The following is a 16,926-nucleotide window of genomic DNA, read 5'->3' as shown; positions in this document are numbered from 1 at the left end:
AACGGCGCGGGCGAAGGTTCCTTGGAATCCTGTTTCTGTGTCGGCTCTCGGCAGCTATTCGCCCTGACTGGATTACGACTGCCGGATAAACGCCTGGCAGCTTGCTGGAGCAAGGCCTGTTTCACGAGTATCGCCAGTTGGATATACGCGGTTGCCTGTTGTTGCCGGTAGTGCCACGGCGTGCCGCGAAAAGTTCGCCCTGAGCTGCAGCACCTTGCTCCCGAACGTCCAGTCGATGAACACGCACCTGTCCGGGGTATCCGCAAGCACAGTGCCCGAGTAACCGGTGGCTTGCGACAGCAGCGGCACGATGGTCCCACGGCGGATTTCAAGGAGGAGTTTGACGTACTCGGCCCAGGCTATCGCGTCCTCGGTCGCAGCCTCATGCCAGTCGATTTTGCTGCGGACAAAGGTATCGTGGTCATTCGGATCCCGGAGATCGGAGGCCGACATTCCCTCTGGAACGCCACCAAAAATCGCCGCTTCCTTGGGGCGGTTGTCACGGATAGCCTTGGCGATTGCACCCGTATAGTCGGCGAAGAAGTGGAACGGCCGCAGTGAAAGATGATCATCGCCCATAAAAAGCAGTGGTACCTGCGGTGAAAGCAGCAGCATCTCGGTCAGCGCCCTGTAGATATGTCGATCAACGGTCGCATGGAGCCGGTCCCCACGTGCTCGGTTTCCGACCTGATCGTGATTCTGCAAAAAATGGACGAAGGCCGTTGGTGGCAGGGATTCGGTCGGCGGTGAACTGTCGCCGATAATCGCCTTCCCCGGCTTCACATAGCCGTGTGCCATCGCCTGGCGGAGCTTTGCCCAGGTGTTGCGCTTGAAGGGTTCGTAGTATCCGGCGCTTTCGCCGGTCACAGCCACGTGCAGTGCGTGGTGGAAATCGTCGTTCCAGTCAGCTTGATAGAGCCGCCCCTCAGGCAAATCCGCCATAAGATCCGTGCCGTTGGCGGGGTTCTCCGTGGTGAGATGGACGTGCCGGCTGCCGATTTCGCTGCGCACGGCGCGGGCGATCTCCAGGAGGATATGCTCGCCGCCGCTGTCTTCAATCTGGTCGATGGCGTCGAACCGGAGGCCATCCAGGCGAAAGTCGATCAGCCAGTAAAGTGCGTTTTCAATAAAATAACGCCGCACCGGCTCTTGTTCATAAGCGATCGCAGGCCCCCAAGGAGTATCTCGGCCCGTGCGGAAAAACTGCGGCGCGTATCGGCTCAGATAGTTCCCCTCGGGGCCAAAATGATTGTAGACAACGTCAAGAAACACCATCAGGCCGAGCCCGTGGGCAGCGTCGATCAACGCCTTCAAGTCATCGGGGGAGCCGTATGCGGTGTGGGGGGCGAATTGCAGCACGCCATCGTAACCCCATCCGCGCGTACCCGGAAAATGTGCGATGGGCATGAGCTCTACCGCCGTGAAGCCGAGTTCGGCCAACCTCGGGAGCCGTTCGATCGCAGCGCCGAACGTCCCCTCTGGGGTGAATGTCCCGACATGGATTTCGTAAATTACGGCTTCTTCCCAGGGCCTGCCGATCCACTCGTCATTCCGCCAGTGATAGCTGTTGTCGCTTGTCAGTATGGATGGACCATCGAGTTGTCCGACTTGTTGACGCGACGCAGGATCGCCAACGAGCGCGCCATCATCCAGAAGAAAGCCATAGACTGATCCAGGGGGCGCACAGACGTCGACATGGTGCCAACCATCGCCAAAGTTGGTCATCTGCACGTCGGACCCGTTCAGTCGTAGTCCGACCGACCTTTCCGCCGGGCCCCAAAGCTGGAAGCGGATGCTGCCGTCGGGGTTCCGTCGCGGACCCCAGCGTTGCGCACGGGTGAGGGGTGAAGCAGGGCTTGCCGTGTCTCTCATCGCAGCAGCCCCTGCCCGCCGTCCACCCAGATCGGCGAGCCTGTTATGTGCCTGGATTTGTCCGAGGCCAAGAACGCAATGACGTCGGCGACATCCTCGCTTCGCCCGGGCTTTCCTCCCGTAATCGGGACCTGCCCTTCGGGCCAGATAACCGGGATGGAGGTTTCGTCTTCCTTGCGAAGCGCGGTGTTGCTGTCGATATTGGTATCGATTTCTCCGGGGCAGACCGCATTGATACGGATGTGATGACGCGCCAGCTCCAGGGCGAGTTGCTGGACCATGGCGACCTGTCCTGCCTTGGTCACCGTGTAGGCTGTCGCGCCGGGTGTTGTGAACGTGCGCGTGCCATTGATTGACGAAACCACGATTATTGACCCCCCGCCGGCTGCTTTTAGGTGAGGGACGGTCGTGTGAATGGTGAGGTATGTCCCGGTCAGATTGACGGTGAGCGTCCTGGCCCACTCCTCGGGGGTCAGGTCGTCGATAGGTGCCCAGACCCCGTTGATGCCAGCGTTGGCAACTACGACGTCCAGTCGTCCAAATTGCTGGACCAGTCTCGCTACAGCGTGCCGCATCTGGTCTTCCTCGGCAATGTCGGCGTCAAGAACCACCGCCTCGCCATCCGCCGCTGAAATATCCGCGACCGTCGCCACAAGTTCGTCATGGCTGTGCCCAAGCACCCCGATTCGAAACCCGTCTGCCGCCAGAGCCAGGGCCGACGCCCGGCCTATCCCTGATCCACTCCCAGTCACCAACGCCACCCTGTTGCGCATCCCGATCTCCCGCTTTGGATGATGGCCGAAAACGACGCCGGGCTCATTTGGTTCCCGCGTATGCAGAAACGAGGTCATGCCCAGGGTCAGTCGAGCCAACCTGTTCGAACAGCTGCTCGCCGAATTCAGCGGGCTCAGGCTGGGGCAAAAAGCATCAGGCTGCGGGGCGGCATCTGAAGGACGTCCCGGTTCCTGGAGACGGTGTTGGCGTCCTTTGCCGTTGTCAGCGCAAGTGTCCAGATGCCAGACGCGGAACGCGGCATTTTAAAGGGTACCGGACCGTCATGGGGATTAAAGATCAACAGCAGCTCGGGCCAGGCTCCCTCCTCTAAAACCTCGCAGCAGAGATGAAGCCCGATCGTCGTGCTCCCTTCGTCAAGCCAGTGCTCCACTGTCTGTTCCCCGCCGCCCGCATTGACCCAGGTCGCGGTAGCGCCGTCTCGCCAGTTGTCGCGGTGAAGCAGCGGTTGTTGCTTGCGCAGACCAATCAGTTTCTGGACGAACTTTCTTAACGCGTCGGCATCTTCGCGGTCGGTATCCCAATGCAGCCAGCTGATCTCGCTGTCTTGGCAATAGCCGTTGTTGTTGCCCTTTTGAGTACGACCGATTTCATCACCAGCAAGCAACATGGGCGTACCGTGCGAGAAAAGGAGGGTGGCCAGGAAATTGCGCATCTGCTGGCCACGGATGTCATTGATTGCCTCGTCTTTGGTCGGTCCTTCGGCGCCGTAATTGAAGCTGCGGTTGTCGCCGTGGCCGTCGGCATTGCCCTCGCCGTTGGCCTCGTTGTGCTGGCTGTTGTATGAGACAAGGTCGTTTAATGTGAAGCCATCATGTGCCGTGATGAAGTTCACGCTGGACCAGGGGCGTCGTCCGCGCCGATCGTAAATATCGGCCGATCCCATGAATCTAGCTGCGAAATCAGGCGCAGTCCCGTTCTTATCCTTCCAATAGTCGCGTATCGTGTCGCGGTATTTGTCATTCCACTCAGCCCAACCGGGTGGAAAGCCACCAACCTGGTAGCCGCCTGGGCCGATATCCCAGGGCTCACCCACGAGTTTGACCTTGGCAAGAAGGGGGTCCTGCGTCACCGCGTCGAAGAACCCACTGCGCTGGTCGAACCCCTCGGGCTCGCGACCGAGGATGGTCCCGAGGTCGAACCGAAATCCATCGACGTGCATCTCATCGACCCAATAGCGCAGTGAATCCATGATCATTTGCAACACTCGCGGATGCGAGGTGTTGACGGTGTTCCCGGTGCCCGTGTCGTTGATGTAGTAGCGATGATCGTCGGGTAATGTGCGATAGTAGGAGAAATTGTCGATGCCCTTGAAAGACAAGGTGGGGCCAAGCTCGTTTCCTTCAGCTGTGTGGTTATAGACCACGTCAAGAATGACCTCGATACCGCCGTCGTGCAGCGCCCGTACCATGTCTCGAAGGCCGTCCATACCGCGCGGGCCATAGTAGCGGCTCGCCGGCGCGAAGAACGCGAGGCTGTTGTAGCCCCAGTAGTTGCGCAAACCCTTGTCGATCAGGTGTTTGTCGTCGGGAAAGTAGTGGATCGGCAGGAGCTCGACCGAGGTAATGCCGAGAGACCTCAAATAGTCGACGATTCCCTTTTCCGCGAGCCCCTCGAAAGTGCCGCGCAGTTTTTCCGGAACGGCAGGGTGAAGCTGGGTGAACCCTTTCACATGGGCCTCGTAAAAGATGGTACGGGACCACGGTATTGCGGGAGAGCAGTCCGACTTCCAGTCATAGCTGTTCGGTTCGACGATGCGGCACTTCGGCATGCTGGAGGCGCTATCGCTTTGATCAAACGACAAGTCCTTGTGCTGGCTTGCGAGATCGTAGCCGAAATGAACTTTTGACCATGTGATGTCACCGGCCAATTCCCGGGCGTAGGGGTCGATCAGAAGCTTGTTGGGATTGAAGCGATGGCCGGCGGATGGATCGTAAGGCCCATGCACGCGGTAGCCATAGAGGGCACCGGGCTTCAAACCGGGCACATAACCGTGCCAGACCTCGTTGGTGTATTGCGGCAGTTCGAGCCGGGCTGTTTCGTTTGCTCCGGTTTCGTCGAAAAGGCAAAGTTCCACCCTTTCGGCGTGGGCGGAAAACAGGGCGAAGTTGACGCCGTCGGTGTCGGGAATGGCGCCCAAGTGCTGCCAGCGCCCCGGTTCGATTGCAATCGTGCCAGATCTCATGAATCCATTCCGCCGCCCGTCCAGGACTTGACGCGGCACCTCACCTCAGGCACGGGCCGCAAGAAGTACTCCCGGGCCAGATCGGGCGGCGACATCGCCGAACGCAGTGCCGCCCCACCTTCATGGACGTCCATCGGCCAAGCTCCTGCCGTTGATGGAAGCGGGTACTGCTATTTCCTGGTGGGTCGTCTTCGGCAAGGTAAGGTCGACCACTTGCGGCACCATGACTTGTGGTTCCGGGCGGTTCTTGCGTTGCCGACGCCAAGACGTTGACCTCTTCCAATCGGAGAGGCGCTTCATTGGGCGTTTCATCATCAGCATTCTCCGTGTCAGATGCGGTCAGTTGTTGCCGAACAGCTGCCTCCGCTTGGTGTTCTCATCGACCTGCAACCCCAACCCATCGCTATTTGTTCCAAGCAAACGCAAGCTTTGGGAAACTTGAGACGCGGTCCTCATCAATTCGTCCGCCGAGCTATGTGAATACCGTGCTTCCTGGCGCGCGAACGACTGAGCGGAGGCTCGCCGCCGTCCCATTTGCATGGCCGGAAATTGACAACCGCTTACGGAACACGAAGCGGCACGAGCGGGTTGAAGGGGACCGCGAGCAATTCGAGATGCCTCGGGTCGAAAAGGAACATCCTCATGGAGATTCTCGCCGTCTCGGCTGAGCTCTTTCCCTTGGTAAAGACCGGCGGGCTTGCCGATGTCGCCGCATCCCTGCCAAAAGCCTTGATGGCTTTCAATATTCGAGTCCGCACTCTCGTGCCAGGATACCCGGAGGTGCTGGATGCACTGGCGGATCGGACGGTGGTCAGATCATACGATGACCTTTTCGGTGCAGCGGCTACCCTCTTGTCGGGAACGGCTTGCGGCCTGGAGCTGCTCGTTCTCGATGCTCCGGATTTTTTCGCTCGGCGAGGAAATCCATACATGGATCAAGAGTGCCGAAATTACGACGACAACTGGAAGCGTTTCGCCGCCTTCTCGCGGGTTGCCTGTGATATCGCCCTAGGCGCGGTCGTCCATTGGAAGCCTGATATTGTCCACGCGCACGACTGGCATTCGGCGCTCAGCTTGGTCTATCTGAAATACAGCAACGCCGCGCACGTGCCGCGCGTCATGACCATCCACAATCTGGCCTTTCAGGGGCAGTTCCCCGCCCGCCACTTTGCGGAACTCAGCCTTCCCGAAGAAGCGTTTTCGGTTGACTGCCTGGAATATTATGGCGACCTGGGTTATCTCAAGGCCGGATTGATGACCGCGCATTTGATAACCGTGGTGAGCCCGACCTACGCACGCGAGATAATGTCGCCGGCCGGCGGGATGGGTCTGGAGGGCGTTCTGAACGCGCGCCACGATGACGTCGTCGGGATCGTCAATGGCATTGACATGGACGTATGGGACCCGTCTCGCGATCCCTATCTCGACCATTGCTACTCATTCGCAACATTTCAATATCGCGCGCAGAACCGCGCAAAGCTTCTCAAGTCGTTCGGGCTGCCCTTCACCCGCCGACCGGTTTTTGCCAGCGTGAACAGGCTGACGTGGCAAAAGGGAATGGACATTCTTGCCGACGTCGTCGACGAGATCGCCAGGCGGGGCGGACTGCTCATCGTCCACGGCCAGGGCGACGCCGTGATCGAAGATCAGTTTCGGGATGCGGCCAGACGTTATCCGCAGCATATCGGCGTGAAAATCGGTTATGAGGAACGCGTAGCACACCTGCTTCACGGTGGTGCAGACGCAATGCTTGTGCCGTCGCGGTTCGAGCCCTGTGGGCTGACGCAGCTCTACGCCCTTCGCTACGGTTGCGTACCCATCGTGTCCCGGACCGGCGGGCTTTCGGAAACCGTGATCGATGCAAACGACGCCGCCTTGCATGCTCGGGCAGCAACGGGAATTCAGTTTACGCCGATCGACTCCGATGGCCTGCGGCAGGCCTTGCGGCGCGCCTTCGCGCTGTTTCGCAACCATCGTGCCTTCGACCAACTGCGGCGCCAGGCAATGAAGGCGGACTGCTCCTGGCAACGCAGCGCGCAACAATATGCCGAGCTCTACGACCGGCTACTGCGACACCAGCCGGCGCGCACGACACAAAGGACCCGGGAGGCGGCAGCCCTTCGTCTGCCCCACTCCCGCAGACGATCGATTTTGGCGAATCCGTGATGTTTTTTTCGAGGAGGACGGAACGCGCCAACCTCCTGCGCGTTTCCCCACGCATGCAATTGCGGGGGGGTATTCCAATGAATGAATTCCAGCCACTTCACGTCCACTACGACTACCGCAGCAAGACCGCGCTTGTGGAATGCGACGACCGGAGCCACGTCCTCGCCGAACTTTTCGAGGACCGCGAAAGCGCCACGCGGGCGGCCCTGCGGTACGCCGCAACGCATTGGGGCTACCGCCTGCCGGCTCCGACGGACGATCATCGCGCTTCGGGGTAGTCGAATTCAATTGTCGAAGGCTCTTTGCGCCCGTTCCAAGACATGGTCGCGACCGTCGCGGCCTCGCTTCGACTGTTGACGCCAGCGTGCCCCTCTCAGGCGCGGCCATCGTGGATGCGCTGCCCCTCTCGCTCCTCCGGGTGCTCAGGTCCAGGCGTATCGCACGATGTGGAAGAAGACGGGGGCGGCGAAGATGAGGCTATCGGTGCGGTCCAGCATGCCACCATGGCCTTCGATCATGTGTCCCCAGTCCTTGACGCCGCGATCGCGCTTGATGGCGGACGCGACGAGACCGCCAAGAAAGCCCATGATGCACGCGATCCCGGCCAGCACACCGGCCTCGATCGATGAAAACGGCGTCAGCCAAAAGAGCGAGGCACCGAGCAGCGACGCGCTGCCGATGCCGCCGATCAAGCCTTCCCATGTCTTGGAGGGCGAGACGTTGGGCGAAATGCGGTTTCGGCCGAACAGCTTGCCGAAGATATACTGCAACACGTCGCTACCCTGCACCGTTGCGATCAGGAACGCGATCAGAAGCAGTCCGCGGCCCTCATTGCCAGGAATATCGAGCGTGACCAGGGCCGGGACATGGCTGATACAATAGACCGATAGCATCAGGCCCCATTGCTGCTCGGAAATCCGTTCGAGGAACCGCGATGTGTCGCCCCAGAGTGCCGCCAGTGCAGGCATGGCGAGGAAACAATAGACCGGGATGAAGATCGAATAGAGGCCGTACCAGTTCGTCCAGACCAGATAATATTGCAGCGGGATGACGATGAGGAACATGCCGATCAGCACCCAGTGATCGCTGCGTCGCGTGTGGGTGAGCGTCACATATTCGCGCAGTGCGGCAAAGGAAACCAGCATGAAGAGGATGATGACGCCGCTTCTGCCAAAGACGAAAGCGAGCGAGATGGCGGCGACCATGACCCACCAGGCACGGATACGAGCATTGAGGTTCACAAGTGTCGAGGAGGCCGGCTTGCTGCTGCGCCAGGTGAGGATGCCGGCGACCAGGCTGGCGGCGCAGAGGACGGCGATCAATCCGATAAACAGCCTGTAGATGTCAGCCATCAGCGCCCTGCTCCATTTGTAGGCTTGAGATCGAGGAGCGCCTGGCGGGCGCGGTGAAGGAAAAGCGTGCGATCTTCGCCTGGCTCAACGGCGATCGGCGCGCCAAAAATCACCCGGCAAAGCAGCGGCACCGGTAGGAACATTCCTTTTGGCAGAACCCGCGACATGTTCTCGATCCAACAGGGCACGAGTTCGACGCCGGGTCGGGCAATGGCGAGATTGTAAAGACCGGAGCGAAAGCGCAGCAGCGGTTCCTCGCTCATGTTGCGCGTGCCTTCGGGAAAGAAGATCAGCGATTGGCCGTCATCCAGCGCCTTCAGCATGACGTCCAGCGGGTCCTGTGTCCGCTCAACCCCATTTCGCTCGACAAGCACGGTGCGCAGCAGGTCCTCCGCCATGAAGCGGCGAATCCGGTTGCTGCGCCAATAGTCGGCGCCGGCCACGGCGCGCGTGCGTGCACGTTCCTCGGGTTGGAGGCACGAAGCAAGCAGGATGAAGTCGCCGTGGCTGGCATGGTTGGCGAAATAGATCCTCTGGTTTCGCGAGGGTTTCGTGCCCAGCCAGATCGGGATAACGCCCGTGATGGCGCGGGCAAGACCCGCCAGGCACGCGCCGGCCAGCGATTGCATCAACGGCTTGTAGTCGACGTTCAGCATAACGGCTGCCCGCCGGCTGCATCGAGGAGAAGGATGACGAAAAGCACGAGACAGACGGCCAGCACGAAACGCTGCCGCCAGACGATGCGGCGCGATCCGGCAATCCGTCGATCGAGTCCCGGCGGGGCCGCGTCCGGCGTGCGAAGCCGCATGCGAAACAAGACGTCGTCGATGGCGGCAAGGCCCGCCGCTTCGGTCTCGTGGCTTGACGCAAGGCGAAACAAGAGGGCGTCGAAGAGCAGGTGGATGGTCATCGCGACGGCGACGAGCCCGAAGGCGAGCAGGAGGAGCCAGCCGAGCGGTGAAGCAAAGCCTCGATGTCCTGCCGTGACCGGGCCGAGGATCAGTGGCAGTAGGGCTGTCAGCCCGCAAAAGATCGCATTGCGGCCGAGATTGCGTGCAGCCGCAGAGGTTGTCGTCTTCCACTGCGTCATTGCTGGCCCTCCGTCACGGCATGAATGGTTTCCACGGGCAGATGAACACGGCGCCCCGCCCGCTCGATCAGCCGCAATGCCTCGGCTGGATTGTCGCAGCGTCGGCTGACGAGCAGCCAGCGTGCGACGACGCAGGCGCTGCGCTGGAAGCCCAGCGCACAGCAGACGAGGACCGGTCCCTGCGGGCGCAGAGCCTCGACGAGGTTCGCCGCTGCCCGGGTCTGGGCCTTGTCGGGGGCCGTAAGATCAAGCGTCGGGAAGCTGTACCAGCGCGCGACCGTGCCGCGCGGGCGCTGGAGTTCGCCGGTCATGTCGATCACGGCGGCAAAACGGTCGGCCTCGCGGCGATGCGGAAAACGGCCGAGATGGACGCCGTCGGCGATCACCACCGATGCCGGCATCCGCCGGGTCCAAAGCCAGCTGTTGATGAGTGCGCCGAAGCGGTAGGGCGCCAGCAGCCAGCGGCCGGCAAGCGTGGCGCGGCCGCTGGCGCGCTTCTGGAATATCCGCGGGCCGGCGCCAAGATAGCCGACAGCAACGATTGCCAGGGAAACGGCCGGCCACAGAAAAAGGAGTGCCGCAGCCGAGAGAGGCGTGCAGAGCGCCGCAAGGCCAAGACAGGCGATGGCACCGCACAGATAATAGATGCCGAGACGGCGTGATTTTGGGTCGCCGGTCGCCGCGAAATTCGCCATGGGCGAACGGGCATCGCGCGGCCAAAGCCAGGCCGCGAACAGGCCGAGCAGCATGCCGGTCGGGATGTCGATGACATGATGTTGCCACGTGGTCAGCACGGAGGCGCCGATCAGGAAGCACCAGACGTGCCAGAACAGCCGCGCCTGCCGCGGCAGCCGGCCGCGCAGATGGTCCCAGATGACCACCAGAAGGGCGATATGCAGCGACGGAGCCTGATTGAACGGCTTGTCGAAGCCGCCGAGAACGGCGAACATGAAACCGGGCAGGCCGCTCGTTTCCGGCCGCACGAAGATCGCTTCAAGCGGAAACGCGATGAAGCAGGCGACGGCAACGAGCTGGATCGTCAGATAACGCCTTGCGAGCATATCGACATCGCGCGGCGTCGCATTGACGAACAGGCTAAGCGCGTAGAACAGATTGATCGACCAGTACGGAATGATCGTCCATCCGAGAAAGGGAATGGCGCTTTCCCATGCAAAGGCGACATTCGGCACGTGGGCGCGTTGCGATGCCAGCCAATTGGCGCCGCCATAGCTCAGATAGAAGAACGGTGCCAGGAAGGCGAGCCAGAGCGCCGCCCGCTTCAGGACCGGCGCTGCCGGTGTAAGAGTAGCCACTCGCTTCGCCCTCAGGCTCTCTGCGCCAGCGAGACGGTGAAAATGCCCCATTGGTCGATACGCTGTTCGATCTTGCGGAAACCGGCTGCGGCGACCAGCTGGTCCATTTCCTCCTGCGTCCGCCGCCGCATCACCCAGGCCTCGCCGCCGCGGTGTGAGGTCAGCGCGCGGGCGATCATCTCGAGTTGGGGATGCCATGGCTGGTTGGTGTAGATAAGCAGACCACCGGGCTGCATGGCGCGGGCGATCCCATCCAGAGAGGCGGCGATCATCTGATTGTCGGAAAACAGCTCATAAAGGCCGGAGACGATCGTAAGATCCGGGGCCGGCGTGATCGCAGCCAACCCCTCGCCGTCGAAGGCATCCTGCTGGCGGAAACTCACGAAATCACCCAGTCCACGCTCGGCGATGCTCCTGCGGCCGGCATCGACGTTGATGGAGGAATAGTCCTGCAACCGCGCACTATCGGGACGCATGGCCGCAGTCTCGATGGCATCAAGGACATAGCGACCGTGCCCGGCCGCAATGTCGAGCATGTGGGTACTACGGCCGGCTGCCTTCAGGCGCTGCAGCGCCTGGTCGATCAGTTCCTGCAGGTGCAGCTTGCGCTGGCGGATGCCGCGCCAGCCGATCGCCTCGAGGAACACCTTGTCAATCAAGCGACCGACGGGACCGAGCCCCCGCGGCTTGTTCTCGTAGACGTAGTCGAGCGTCGATCCGGAATCAAAGCCGGTCTTGACCCCGGTCTTGATGCCTTCTGACACCAGGGCGCCGATCTTGATGCCGAGGCGACTGAGCGCCCAGTAGATGCCACGCGGCGACGTCAGGTCCAGCGGGCTGGCCAGCCGGTCGGCCTCGTCCTTCGTATAACCCTGGACATGGGCGTTGCAAAGGTCGACAGGCGCCCGGGGCTCGGCGAAACGCGCTTCGATAAAACGGCGGGCCTCGGCGAGCGCAATTGCGCGGTCCTTTTCCCCCAGCGTGTCGTGGTGGAAGCCGGCAAGCACATGTCGCTCCTTGATGCGACTGCCGAGATTTTCGTAGAATCGGTGCTGCGGCGCGTGCCGCACCACCCAGTCGCTCCCGGAGATAAGCAACTGGGTCGGAACGGTGATGGCGCGGGCGTCGCCGACGACGCGATCTGCCGCCTCATAAAGCTGCAACAGGATGTTGGAGGCAATCGGCCGGGTGATCAGCGGGTCGGATTCGAACGAGGCGATACGCTCGGGATCATGGGTCAGAAACCTCGCCTTGACGTAGGAGTTGACGAAGAACGTTCCCTTTATCTTTTGCCAAAGCGCGATGCCTTGTTTGGCAAATGGCACGTAGAGCTTGACGCTGAAGGCCGGCGAGGCCAGCAAGAGCGCGCGGATCGGCGGCGCATAGTCGTGCACCCAGGTGGCGGCCAGGACCGCGCCGACGCTCTGCGCTATGACGGCAATGTTTTCGACGCCAGTACCGCTTGTCTCGCTGACATGGCGCACGAAGCAATCGAGATCCCGCGCCGAGGCGGCAAAGGAGGGAGAATAGCCACGCTCTCCGGGCGAGCGCCCGTGGCCGCGCGCATCCCAGGCGTAGAAGGAAAATTCGTCGAGGCCGAGCTCGGTGGCAAGATGGGCGACACGGCCGCTATGCTCGTGGCCGCGATGGAGAAGAATGATCGCACCCTTCGGTGCAGCGCTCGTCGATGGCCACGTTCGATAGAAGAGCCGAGTGCCGTCATACGAGGCGAATTCGGACTCATGCATTGATCTGGCGGTCGGGCGCCCACTATCTGCAGTTTGCAGCACGGTCTTCTCCAAATTCCTGTTGGCGGAATGACTTGCAATCATTGGAGGGAATAGTGAGTTGTTTTCATTGCAAAAGTCTAGGTGCAAAGTTTAGTCTTTGCGAGACCCGATGCGAATTGTGACCTTCCTCACACGTAGGACGATCTGCAGTTCGACCTAATCTGGGATAGACCGTTCGGATGCCAGGGAAATACACCGAGGTAGTATGTCCGTTTATCGATTGAAGTCCGGTTTCCAGACTATTCTTCGCCCGCTGGTGCGCCTGCTTGCCGCACGCGGTGTCACCGCCAATCAGGTCACGCTGGTGGCCGCCGCCCTCTCGGTTGCACTCGGCCTTTTCCTGAGCCTTGCCCCGCATCCGCGTTGGTTCCTGCTGGTCCCGATTTGGTTTCTCCTGCGCATGGGCCTCAATGCCATCGACGGCATGCTCGCGCGCGAGCATGGACAGAAGAGCCTTCTCGGCGCGTATTTGAACGAGATCAGCGACATCATATCCGATGCCGCCCTTTATTTGCCGTTTGCGCTCATCGATCAGGCCGGGATGTTGCCAGCGCTGGCTGTCATCTTCCTATCGACACTGACGGAATTTGCCGGAGTTTTGGGCCAGGCGGTCGGCGCGAGCCGGCGATATGACGGGCCGCTTGGCAAGAGCGACCGAGCGGTGCTCTTCGGCGCGCTCGGCGTCTTCGTCGCGCTCGGCGGTACGTTTGCAGCATGGACCCCGTGGTTTTGGGCGGCGGTGGCCCTGCTCCTCCTGTGGACGATCGTCAATCGTGTCAGAGCGGGCATTCGCGAGGCCCAGACGTCCGCCGGATAAACCATCGATCGCCGGGCGGCATGCGTACTTTCTCTCAACCGGGCGCCAACGGCATCTTGCCCAAACGGTCAGGTACCTGAGCGGCCGAGGGCCTTCGGCTAACCGATCGGTCGGGACACAAAGTCAATAGCGCATGGTCCGGTAGATTCTTACAAGCGGAAAGTCGCCGCGCTTCGGGGCTACCACAACCTCCGAACCCCCTGCCTCAGGCTGCGCGGGCAACGCGTTGTGTCATATGGGCTCTGATGGCTTCGCGCGCTTCGGAAGTCGACGAAAAACTTCTGCCATCAAGTTCGATGACATCGTATTTCACTGCCATGAAGGCGAGGCAGCCGTCGCGTGGTATGAGAACACCCACTGGAACGCCCTGGTATTCGACAACCTGCTTCATCACTGAATTCTCCGTTTAAGGCGCAATACTGATCGGCACGGATTCGAGCAGAGGGGGCTGCTTCTGGTGGAAATGAGAGGGTTGGAAATGTTCGCGGGCTCAATGATGCTGAAAATACATGAGCTGTCGGCTTTGTCAATTTCAGTAGAATGAAATTTCAATAGTATGATATTTGGCGGGACTTTTGAGGAACCACGTTCCTTCGTTGCCTCTCGCAGCGCAACATAATTCTGTGCGGCGCAATAGTGCCGCAGGAGCATCGATCTGCTGCGGGCATCACGATTGGAGATCATGTTTCCCGTGCATCCCATATCCGCGAGCAATGCGCGTTGCCGCAAGGGGACGCTGAAGTAGTCTCGCAGAGGATCACGCCCGACGCGGAGAACTCACCGTGGCCGACGGGCGCGTGGTCCTTCGTGCAGGACCAGATCCGGGAGCTTCTCGCGGTGCCTGCGTTTCGCAACGGCGTGAATCCGGGGCTCCGTGGGCATTTCTGCAATAATACCCGCTAAGGGAATTGGAAGTTCTTCGGATTGAAGCGGTTGGTTCGAATTGGCCTGAAGCGTTCGAGGGGGTTGTCAATTTCATTCCAGAGGTAGTCGCCGGTGAGCGCGATATGCGCCCACGGAAGCGGTGCGACCTGGAAGAGAAGATCGTCTGGAATGACAATGCCCTGGCCGCTGGCGTTCGCCGATGGCGCCCGGAACTTCCTTTGCTGTGAAAGAATCGGACCCTTGTCGGCTCTCTCGGAGCCCTTCGCCGTGAGCGGCCATCGAACACCGGTTCGACGCCCTCACGCACTTCCAAATCGGCAGGCGAACGTCCTCCGCTGACGGAATTCCCGCTAGCTGATCTTCCCGTCCGCATGCCCCCCGCGGGCCGGAATAGCGCAGCCGACAGCGGCTTTGGCCCTCTCCCATCGCTGCCGTATCCGACGTCGGCACAAGTCGAGCGGCCACTCATGCGCCGCGAAAGCGAGTGACGACCGGCGCGGGGCAATTCTGTCCCTCAGACGACTGCGGGCTGCGGACTGCCTTGATGCCGGCCTCGCTGCGCGTGGTCTGGTGCGGCTCGATCACGCGCGGCCGAGTCTCTGATCTCCGCCGGCGTTCGGCCGTAGGTCCGCCGAAACTCCTTGGTAAAATGCGATGTGTTCACGAAGCCGACGTCGAGCGCGACCTCGATGATGGGCTTCTTGCTCGTCAACAGAATCTGCCGCGCCCGATCCAAGCGCAGGCGCCGGAACGCGAGCCCCGGAGAAATGCCGGCCTTTTCATGAAACAGCCGCTCGAGCTGGCGCCTCGAGAGCCCGACTGAGGCGGCAAGCCGCTCGATGGTGATTCCACCTTCGAGATGCTGCTCCATGGTTATCAGAGCTGCCGCCACACGAGGGTCGTTGACGTAGTCGCGCAGCGGCTGGCGCGTCTGGATGTCGAACTGCGAGCGGGCCTTCTCGATCTGCAGCACCTCGAGCGCATTGCGCTCGGCATCCGCACTGATGTGCCGCCTCACCAGGGCAGCCGCCAGATCGGCGGCACTGCTTCCCCCCGCACAGGAGCCGCGCTTGCGCTCCAGATTGAACAGCCGGTCCGGCCGGGCCTTGTGGTCGGGAAAGCGCTCGCGGAAGTCGTGGTAGTGCAGCCAGCTCACGCAGGTCTCGTGTTCCTTCATCAGGCCCGCTTCGGCGAGAATGAAGGATCCGGTGCAGAGCCCGATCAGCGGGACGCCTTTGGAAGCGGCGAGCTTGAGAAACCGGATGGTGTCGTAATCGACTGGTTGCTGCACGGTCAGCAGGCCGCCGACGACGGCGATGTAGTCGAATTGGCGGGGATCGACGAAGTCCGAGGTGGGCGCGACCTGGACACCGCAACTCGAGGCGATTAGGTGCCTGGTACTGCCGAGGACCTGCCAATCCGCAAGCACGCGACCGGACCGGTCGAGCTGGTCGCTCGCCAGCCTGAGCGTGTCGATAAACATCGCGAAGGCCGACAAGGTGAAGGATCGCGCCAGGACGAAGCCGATTTTCAGCCGGCGCACCGGCGCAATCGCGCCTGACGCCGATAATTGCGCGGTATGTGCCATTTCACCTGCTCCTTATCGCCAATGCGCGCAGTGGAATTGCCGGTTGAGGGGGGCCGCCCCTCTCGTGCCGCTCACCGGATCTGAAAGCCGTGCGCCAAGGGGTCGCGGTCATCGACGAAGATCGTGTTGTGCCCGGTGATCCTCGCCCATGCCCCGATGCTCGGCATGATGCCCTCGTACGGTCCAATATTGACGCCCGCTTCGACGCGGCCTTCGAAGATCGTGCCGATCAGGCTTTCGCTCCGATAGGTGTCGCCGATCTTCAGCCGCCCCTTGCCATGCAGCTGCGCCATTCGCGCCGACGTTCCGGTTCCGCCCGGCGAGCGGTCGATCGCCTTGTCGCCGTAGAAGACCGCGCCGCGGCCATCGGCGCCTTCGCTGTTGGCGCGATCGCACCAGATGGCATGGTGAACGCCGCGGATCCTCTCATCCTCAGGGTGCACAGGATCGCAGACCTCTGCGAGCGCCGTCCTGAGCTTGCCGCTGAGGCTGACGAGCTCCGAAGCTGTCATGCCGTCCAGGCCTGGCCAGTTCCGCTGCGGCTCGACGACCGCATAGAAATTGCCTCCATAGGCGACATCGACGACCAGGCGTCCGACATCGGGAACGTCGACTTCGATATCGGCGCTGTGCAGATAGCTTGCGACGTTGAACAGGCGCACGCTTTTGACGAAATCGCCTTCCATCTCATAGGTGACGTCGACCCTTCCGGCCGGTGTCTCGATCGACAACATTCCCTGCCGTTTCGGCGTCACCAGCCCCTCCTCGATAACGACGGTGGCGAGGCCGATCGTCCCTGCCCCGCACATGGGCAGACAGCCGCTGACTTCGATGAACAGCGACGCGAAATCGCAATCTTCTCGGAAGGCCGGGTAGATGATGGCACCGGACATGACGTCGTGGCCGCGCGGTTCGAACATCAGGGCCTTGCGGATCCAGTCGTATTCCCGAACGAAGATCTCGCGCCGTTCGGAGATCGGCAGATGCGGCAGCAACGGGCCGCCGCCGGCGACGACGCGGACCGGATTGCCGCAGGTGTGGGAGTCGATGCAAAAGAAGCTGCGGCGCATGATAGT

General features: G+C 61.4%; 14 protein-coding genes. 3 read left to right on the top strand and 11 right to left on the bottom strand.

Annotated features, from left to right (window positions below; translation table 11 throughout):
* Positions 1-72: 72 nt before the first annotated feature.
* From treZ to glgX, 3 genes are all read right to left on the bottom strand, one after another.
* Entirely contained in the window at positions 73-1,731 is a 1,659-nt protein-coding gene (gene treZ / locus JNB71_RS13345) for a malto-oligosyltrehalose trehalohydrolase (protein ID WP_346657265.1), read from the bottom strand.
* Positions 1,732-1,868: 137 nt separating this feature from the next.
* On the bottom strand, positions 1,869-2,645 hold the full coding sequence (locus JNB71_RS13340; protein ID WP_222857310.1) for an SDR family oxidoreductase: 777 nt from the start codon (positions 2,643-2,645) through the stop codon (positions 1,869-1,871).
* A 134-nt stretch (positions 2,646-2,779) separates the two neighbouring features.
* On the bottom strand, positions 2,780-4,849 hold the full coding sequence (glgX, locus tag JNB71_RS13335) for a glycogen debranching protein GlgX (protein WP_220372306.1): 2,070 nt from the start codon (positions 4,847-4,849) through the stop codon (positions 2,780-2,782).
* Between the two features lie 642 nt (positions 4,850-5,491).
* Here glgX and glgA point away from each other — a divergent pair.
* Together glgA and JNB71_RS13325 are read left to right on the top strand one after the other, a co-directional pair.
* Complete coding sequence (glgA, locus tag JNB71_RS13330; RefSeq protein WP_220372305.1) at positions 5,492-7,015, top strand: glycogen synthase GlgA; 1,524 nt, start codon at positions 5,492-5,494, stop codon at positions 7,013-7,015.
* A 77-nt stretch (positions 7,016-7,092) separates the two neighbouring features.
* Entirely contained in the window at positions 7,093-7,293 is a 201-nt protein-coding gene (locus JNB71_RS13325) for a hypothetical protein (protein WP_220372304.1), read from the top strand.
* A gap of 144 nt (positions 7,294-7,437) precedes the next feature.
* Here JNB71_RS13325 and JNB71_RS13320 read toward each other — a convergent pair whose 3' ends face one another.
* From JNB71_RS13320 to JNB71_RS13300, 5 genes are read right to left on the bottom strand one after another with little or no spacing between them, the layout of a single operon-like run.
* Complete coding sequence (locus JNB71_RS13320) at positions 7,438-8,367, bottom strand: phosphatidate cytidylyltransferase (RefSeq protein ID WP_220372303.1); 930 nt, start codon at positions 8,365-8,367, stop codon at positions 7,438-7,440.
* Positions 8,367-9,023 (bottom strand): lysophospholipid acyltransferase family protein, encoded by a 657-nt coding sequence (locus tag JNB71_RS13315; RefSeq protein WP_220372302.1) that lies wholly within the window; start codon positions 9,021-9,023, stop codon positions 8,367-8,369. Before JNB71_RS13315 ends, JNB71_RS13320 begins: the two co-directional genes overlap by 1 nt.
* Complete coding sequence (locus JNB71_RS13310) at positions 9,017-9,457, bottom strand: hypothetical protein (protein WP_220372301.1); 441 nt, start codon at positions 9,455-9,457, stop codon at positions 9,017-9,019. Before JNB71_RS13310 ends, JNB71_RS13315 begins: the two co-directional genes overlap by 7 nt.
* Positions 9,454-10,770 (bottom strand): phosphatase PAP2/dual specificity phosphatase family protein, encoded by a 1,317-nt coding sequence (locus tag JNB71_RS13305; protein WP_431028844.1) that lies wholly within the window; start codon positions 10,768-10,770, stop codon positions 9,454-9,456. Before JNB71_RS13305 ends, JNB71_RS13310 begins: the two co-directional genes overlap by 4 nt.
* A gap of 11 nt (positions 10,771-10,781) precedes the next feature.
* Complete coding sequence (locus JNB71_RS13300) at positions 10,782-12,560, bottom strand: bifunctional alpha/beta hydrolase/class I SAM-dependent methyltransferase (protein ID WP_220372300.1); 1,779 nt, start codon at positions 12,558-12,560, stop codon at positions 10,782-10,784.
* A 205-nt stretch (positions 12,561-12,765) separates the two neighbouring features.
* Here JNB71_RS13300 and JNB71_RS13295 point away from each other — a divergent pair, with 205 nt between their 5' ends.
* Complete coding sequence (locus JNB71_RS13295) at positions 12,766-13,377, top strand: CDP-alcohol phosphatidyltransferase family protein (RefSeq protein ID WP_220372299.1); 612 nt, start codon at positions 12,766-12,768, stop codon at positions 13,375-13,377.
* A 205-nt stretch (positions 13,378-13,582) separates the two neighbouring features.
* Here the strand turns inward: JNB71_RS13295 and JNB71_RS13290 are convergent, their stop codons facing one another.
* The 3 genes from JNB71_RS13290 to JNB71_RS13280 all read right to left on the bottom strand — a co-directional run bounded on the left by JNB71_RS13290 (position 13,583) and on the right by JNB71_RS13280 (position 16,920).
* On the bottom strand, positions 13,583-13,768 hold the full coding sequence (locus JNB71_RS13290) for a hypothetical protein (protein WP_222857290.1): 186 nt from the start codon (positions 13,766-13,768) through the stop codon (positions 13,583-13,585).
* Between the two features lie 1,008 nt (positions 13,769-14,776).
* On the bottom strand, positions 14,777-15,850 hold the full coding sequence (locus JNB71_RS13285) for a GlxA family transcriptional regulator (protein WP_220372297.1): 1,074 nt from the start codon (positions 15,848-15,850) through the stop codon (positions 14,777-14,779).
* 71 nt (positions 15,851-15,921) lie between these two features.
* On the bottom strand, positions 15,922-16,920 hold the full coding sequence (locus JNB71_RS13280; RefSeq protein WP_220372296.1) for a 4-hydroxyproline epimerase: 999 nt from the start codon (positions 16,918-16,920) through the stop codon (positions 15,922-15,924).
* Positions 16,921-16,926 lie beyond the last annotated feature (6 nt).

This window comes from Rhizobium herbae (genome assembly GCF_019511375.1).
GTDB lineage: Bacteria > Pseudomonadota > Alphaproteobacteria > Rhizobiales > Rhizobiaceae > Pararhizobium > Pararhizobium herbae_A.
This window is presented reverse-complemented; position numbering and strand designations above follow the sequence as displayed.

Bases quoted from the DNA above. Each gene is read 5' to 3' on its own strand.
- JNB71_RS13340 (WP_222857310.1), bottom strand. From the start codon at position 2,645: ATGCGCAACAGGGTGGCGTTGGTGACTGGGAGTGGATCAGGGATAGGC.
- glgX (WP_220372306.1), bottom strand. From the start codon at position 4,849: ATGAGATCTGGCACGATTGCAATCGAACCGGGGCGCTGGCAGCACTTG.
- glgA (WP_220372305.1), top strand. From the start codon at position 5,492: ATGGAGATTCTCGCCGTCTCGGCTGAGCTCTTTCCCTTGGTAAAGACC.
- JNB71_RS13325 (WP_220372304.1), top strand. From the start codon at position 7,093: ATGAATGAATTCCAGCCACTTCACGTCCACTACGACTACCGCAGCAAG.
- JNB71_RS13320 (WP_220372303.1), bottom strand. From the start codon at position 8,367: ATGGCTGACATCTACAGGCTGTTTATCGGATTGATCGCCGTCCTCTGC.
- JNB71_RS13315 (WP_220372302.1), bottom strand. From the start codon at position 9,023: ATGCTGAACGTCGACTACAAGCCGTTGATGCAATCGCTGGCCGGCGCG.
- JNB71_RS13310 (WP_220372301.1), bottom strand. From the start codon at position 9,457: ATGACGCAGTGGAAGACGACAACCTCTGCGGCTGCACGCAATCTCGGC.
- JNB71_RS13295 (WP_220372299.1), top strand. From the start codon at position 12,766: ATGTCCGTTTATCGATTGAAGTCCGGTTTCCAGACTATTCTTCGCCCG.
- JNB71_RS13290 (WP_222857290.1), bottom strand. From the start codon at position 13,768: ATGAAGCAGGTTGTCGAATACCAGGGCGTTCCAGTGGGTGTTCTCATA.
- JNB71_RS13285 (WP_220372297.1), bottom strand. From the start codon at position 15,850: ATGGCACATACCGCGCAATTATCGGCGTCAGGCGCGATTGCGCCGGTG.
- JNB71_RS13280 (WP_220372296.1), bottom strand. From the start codon at position 16,920: ATGCGCCGCAGCTTCTTTTGCATCGACTCCCACACCTGCGGCAATCCG.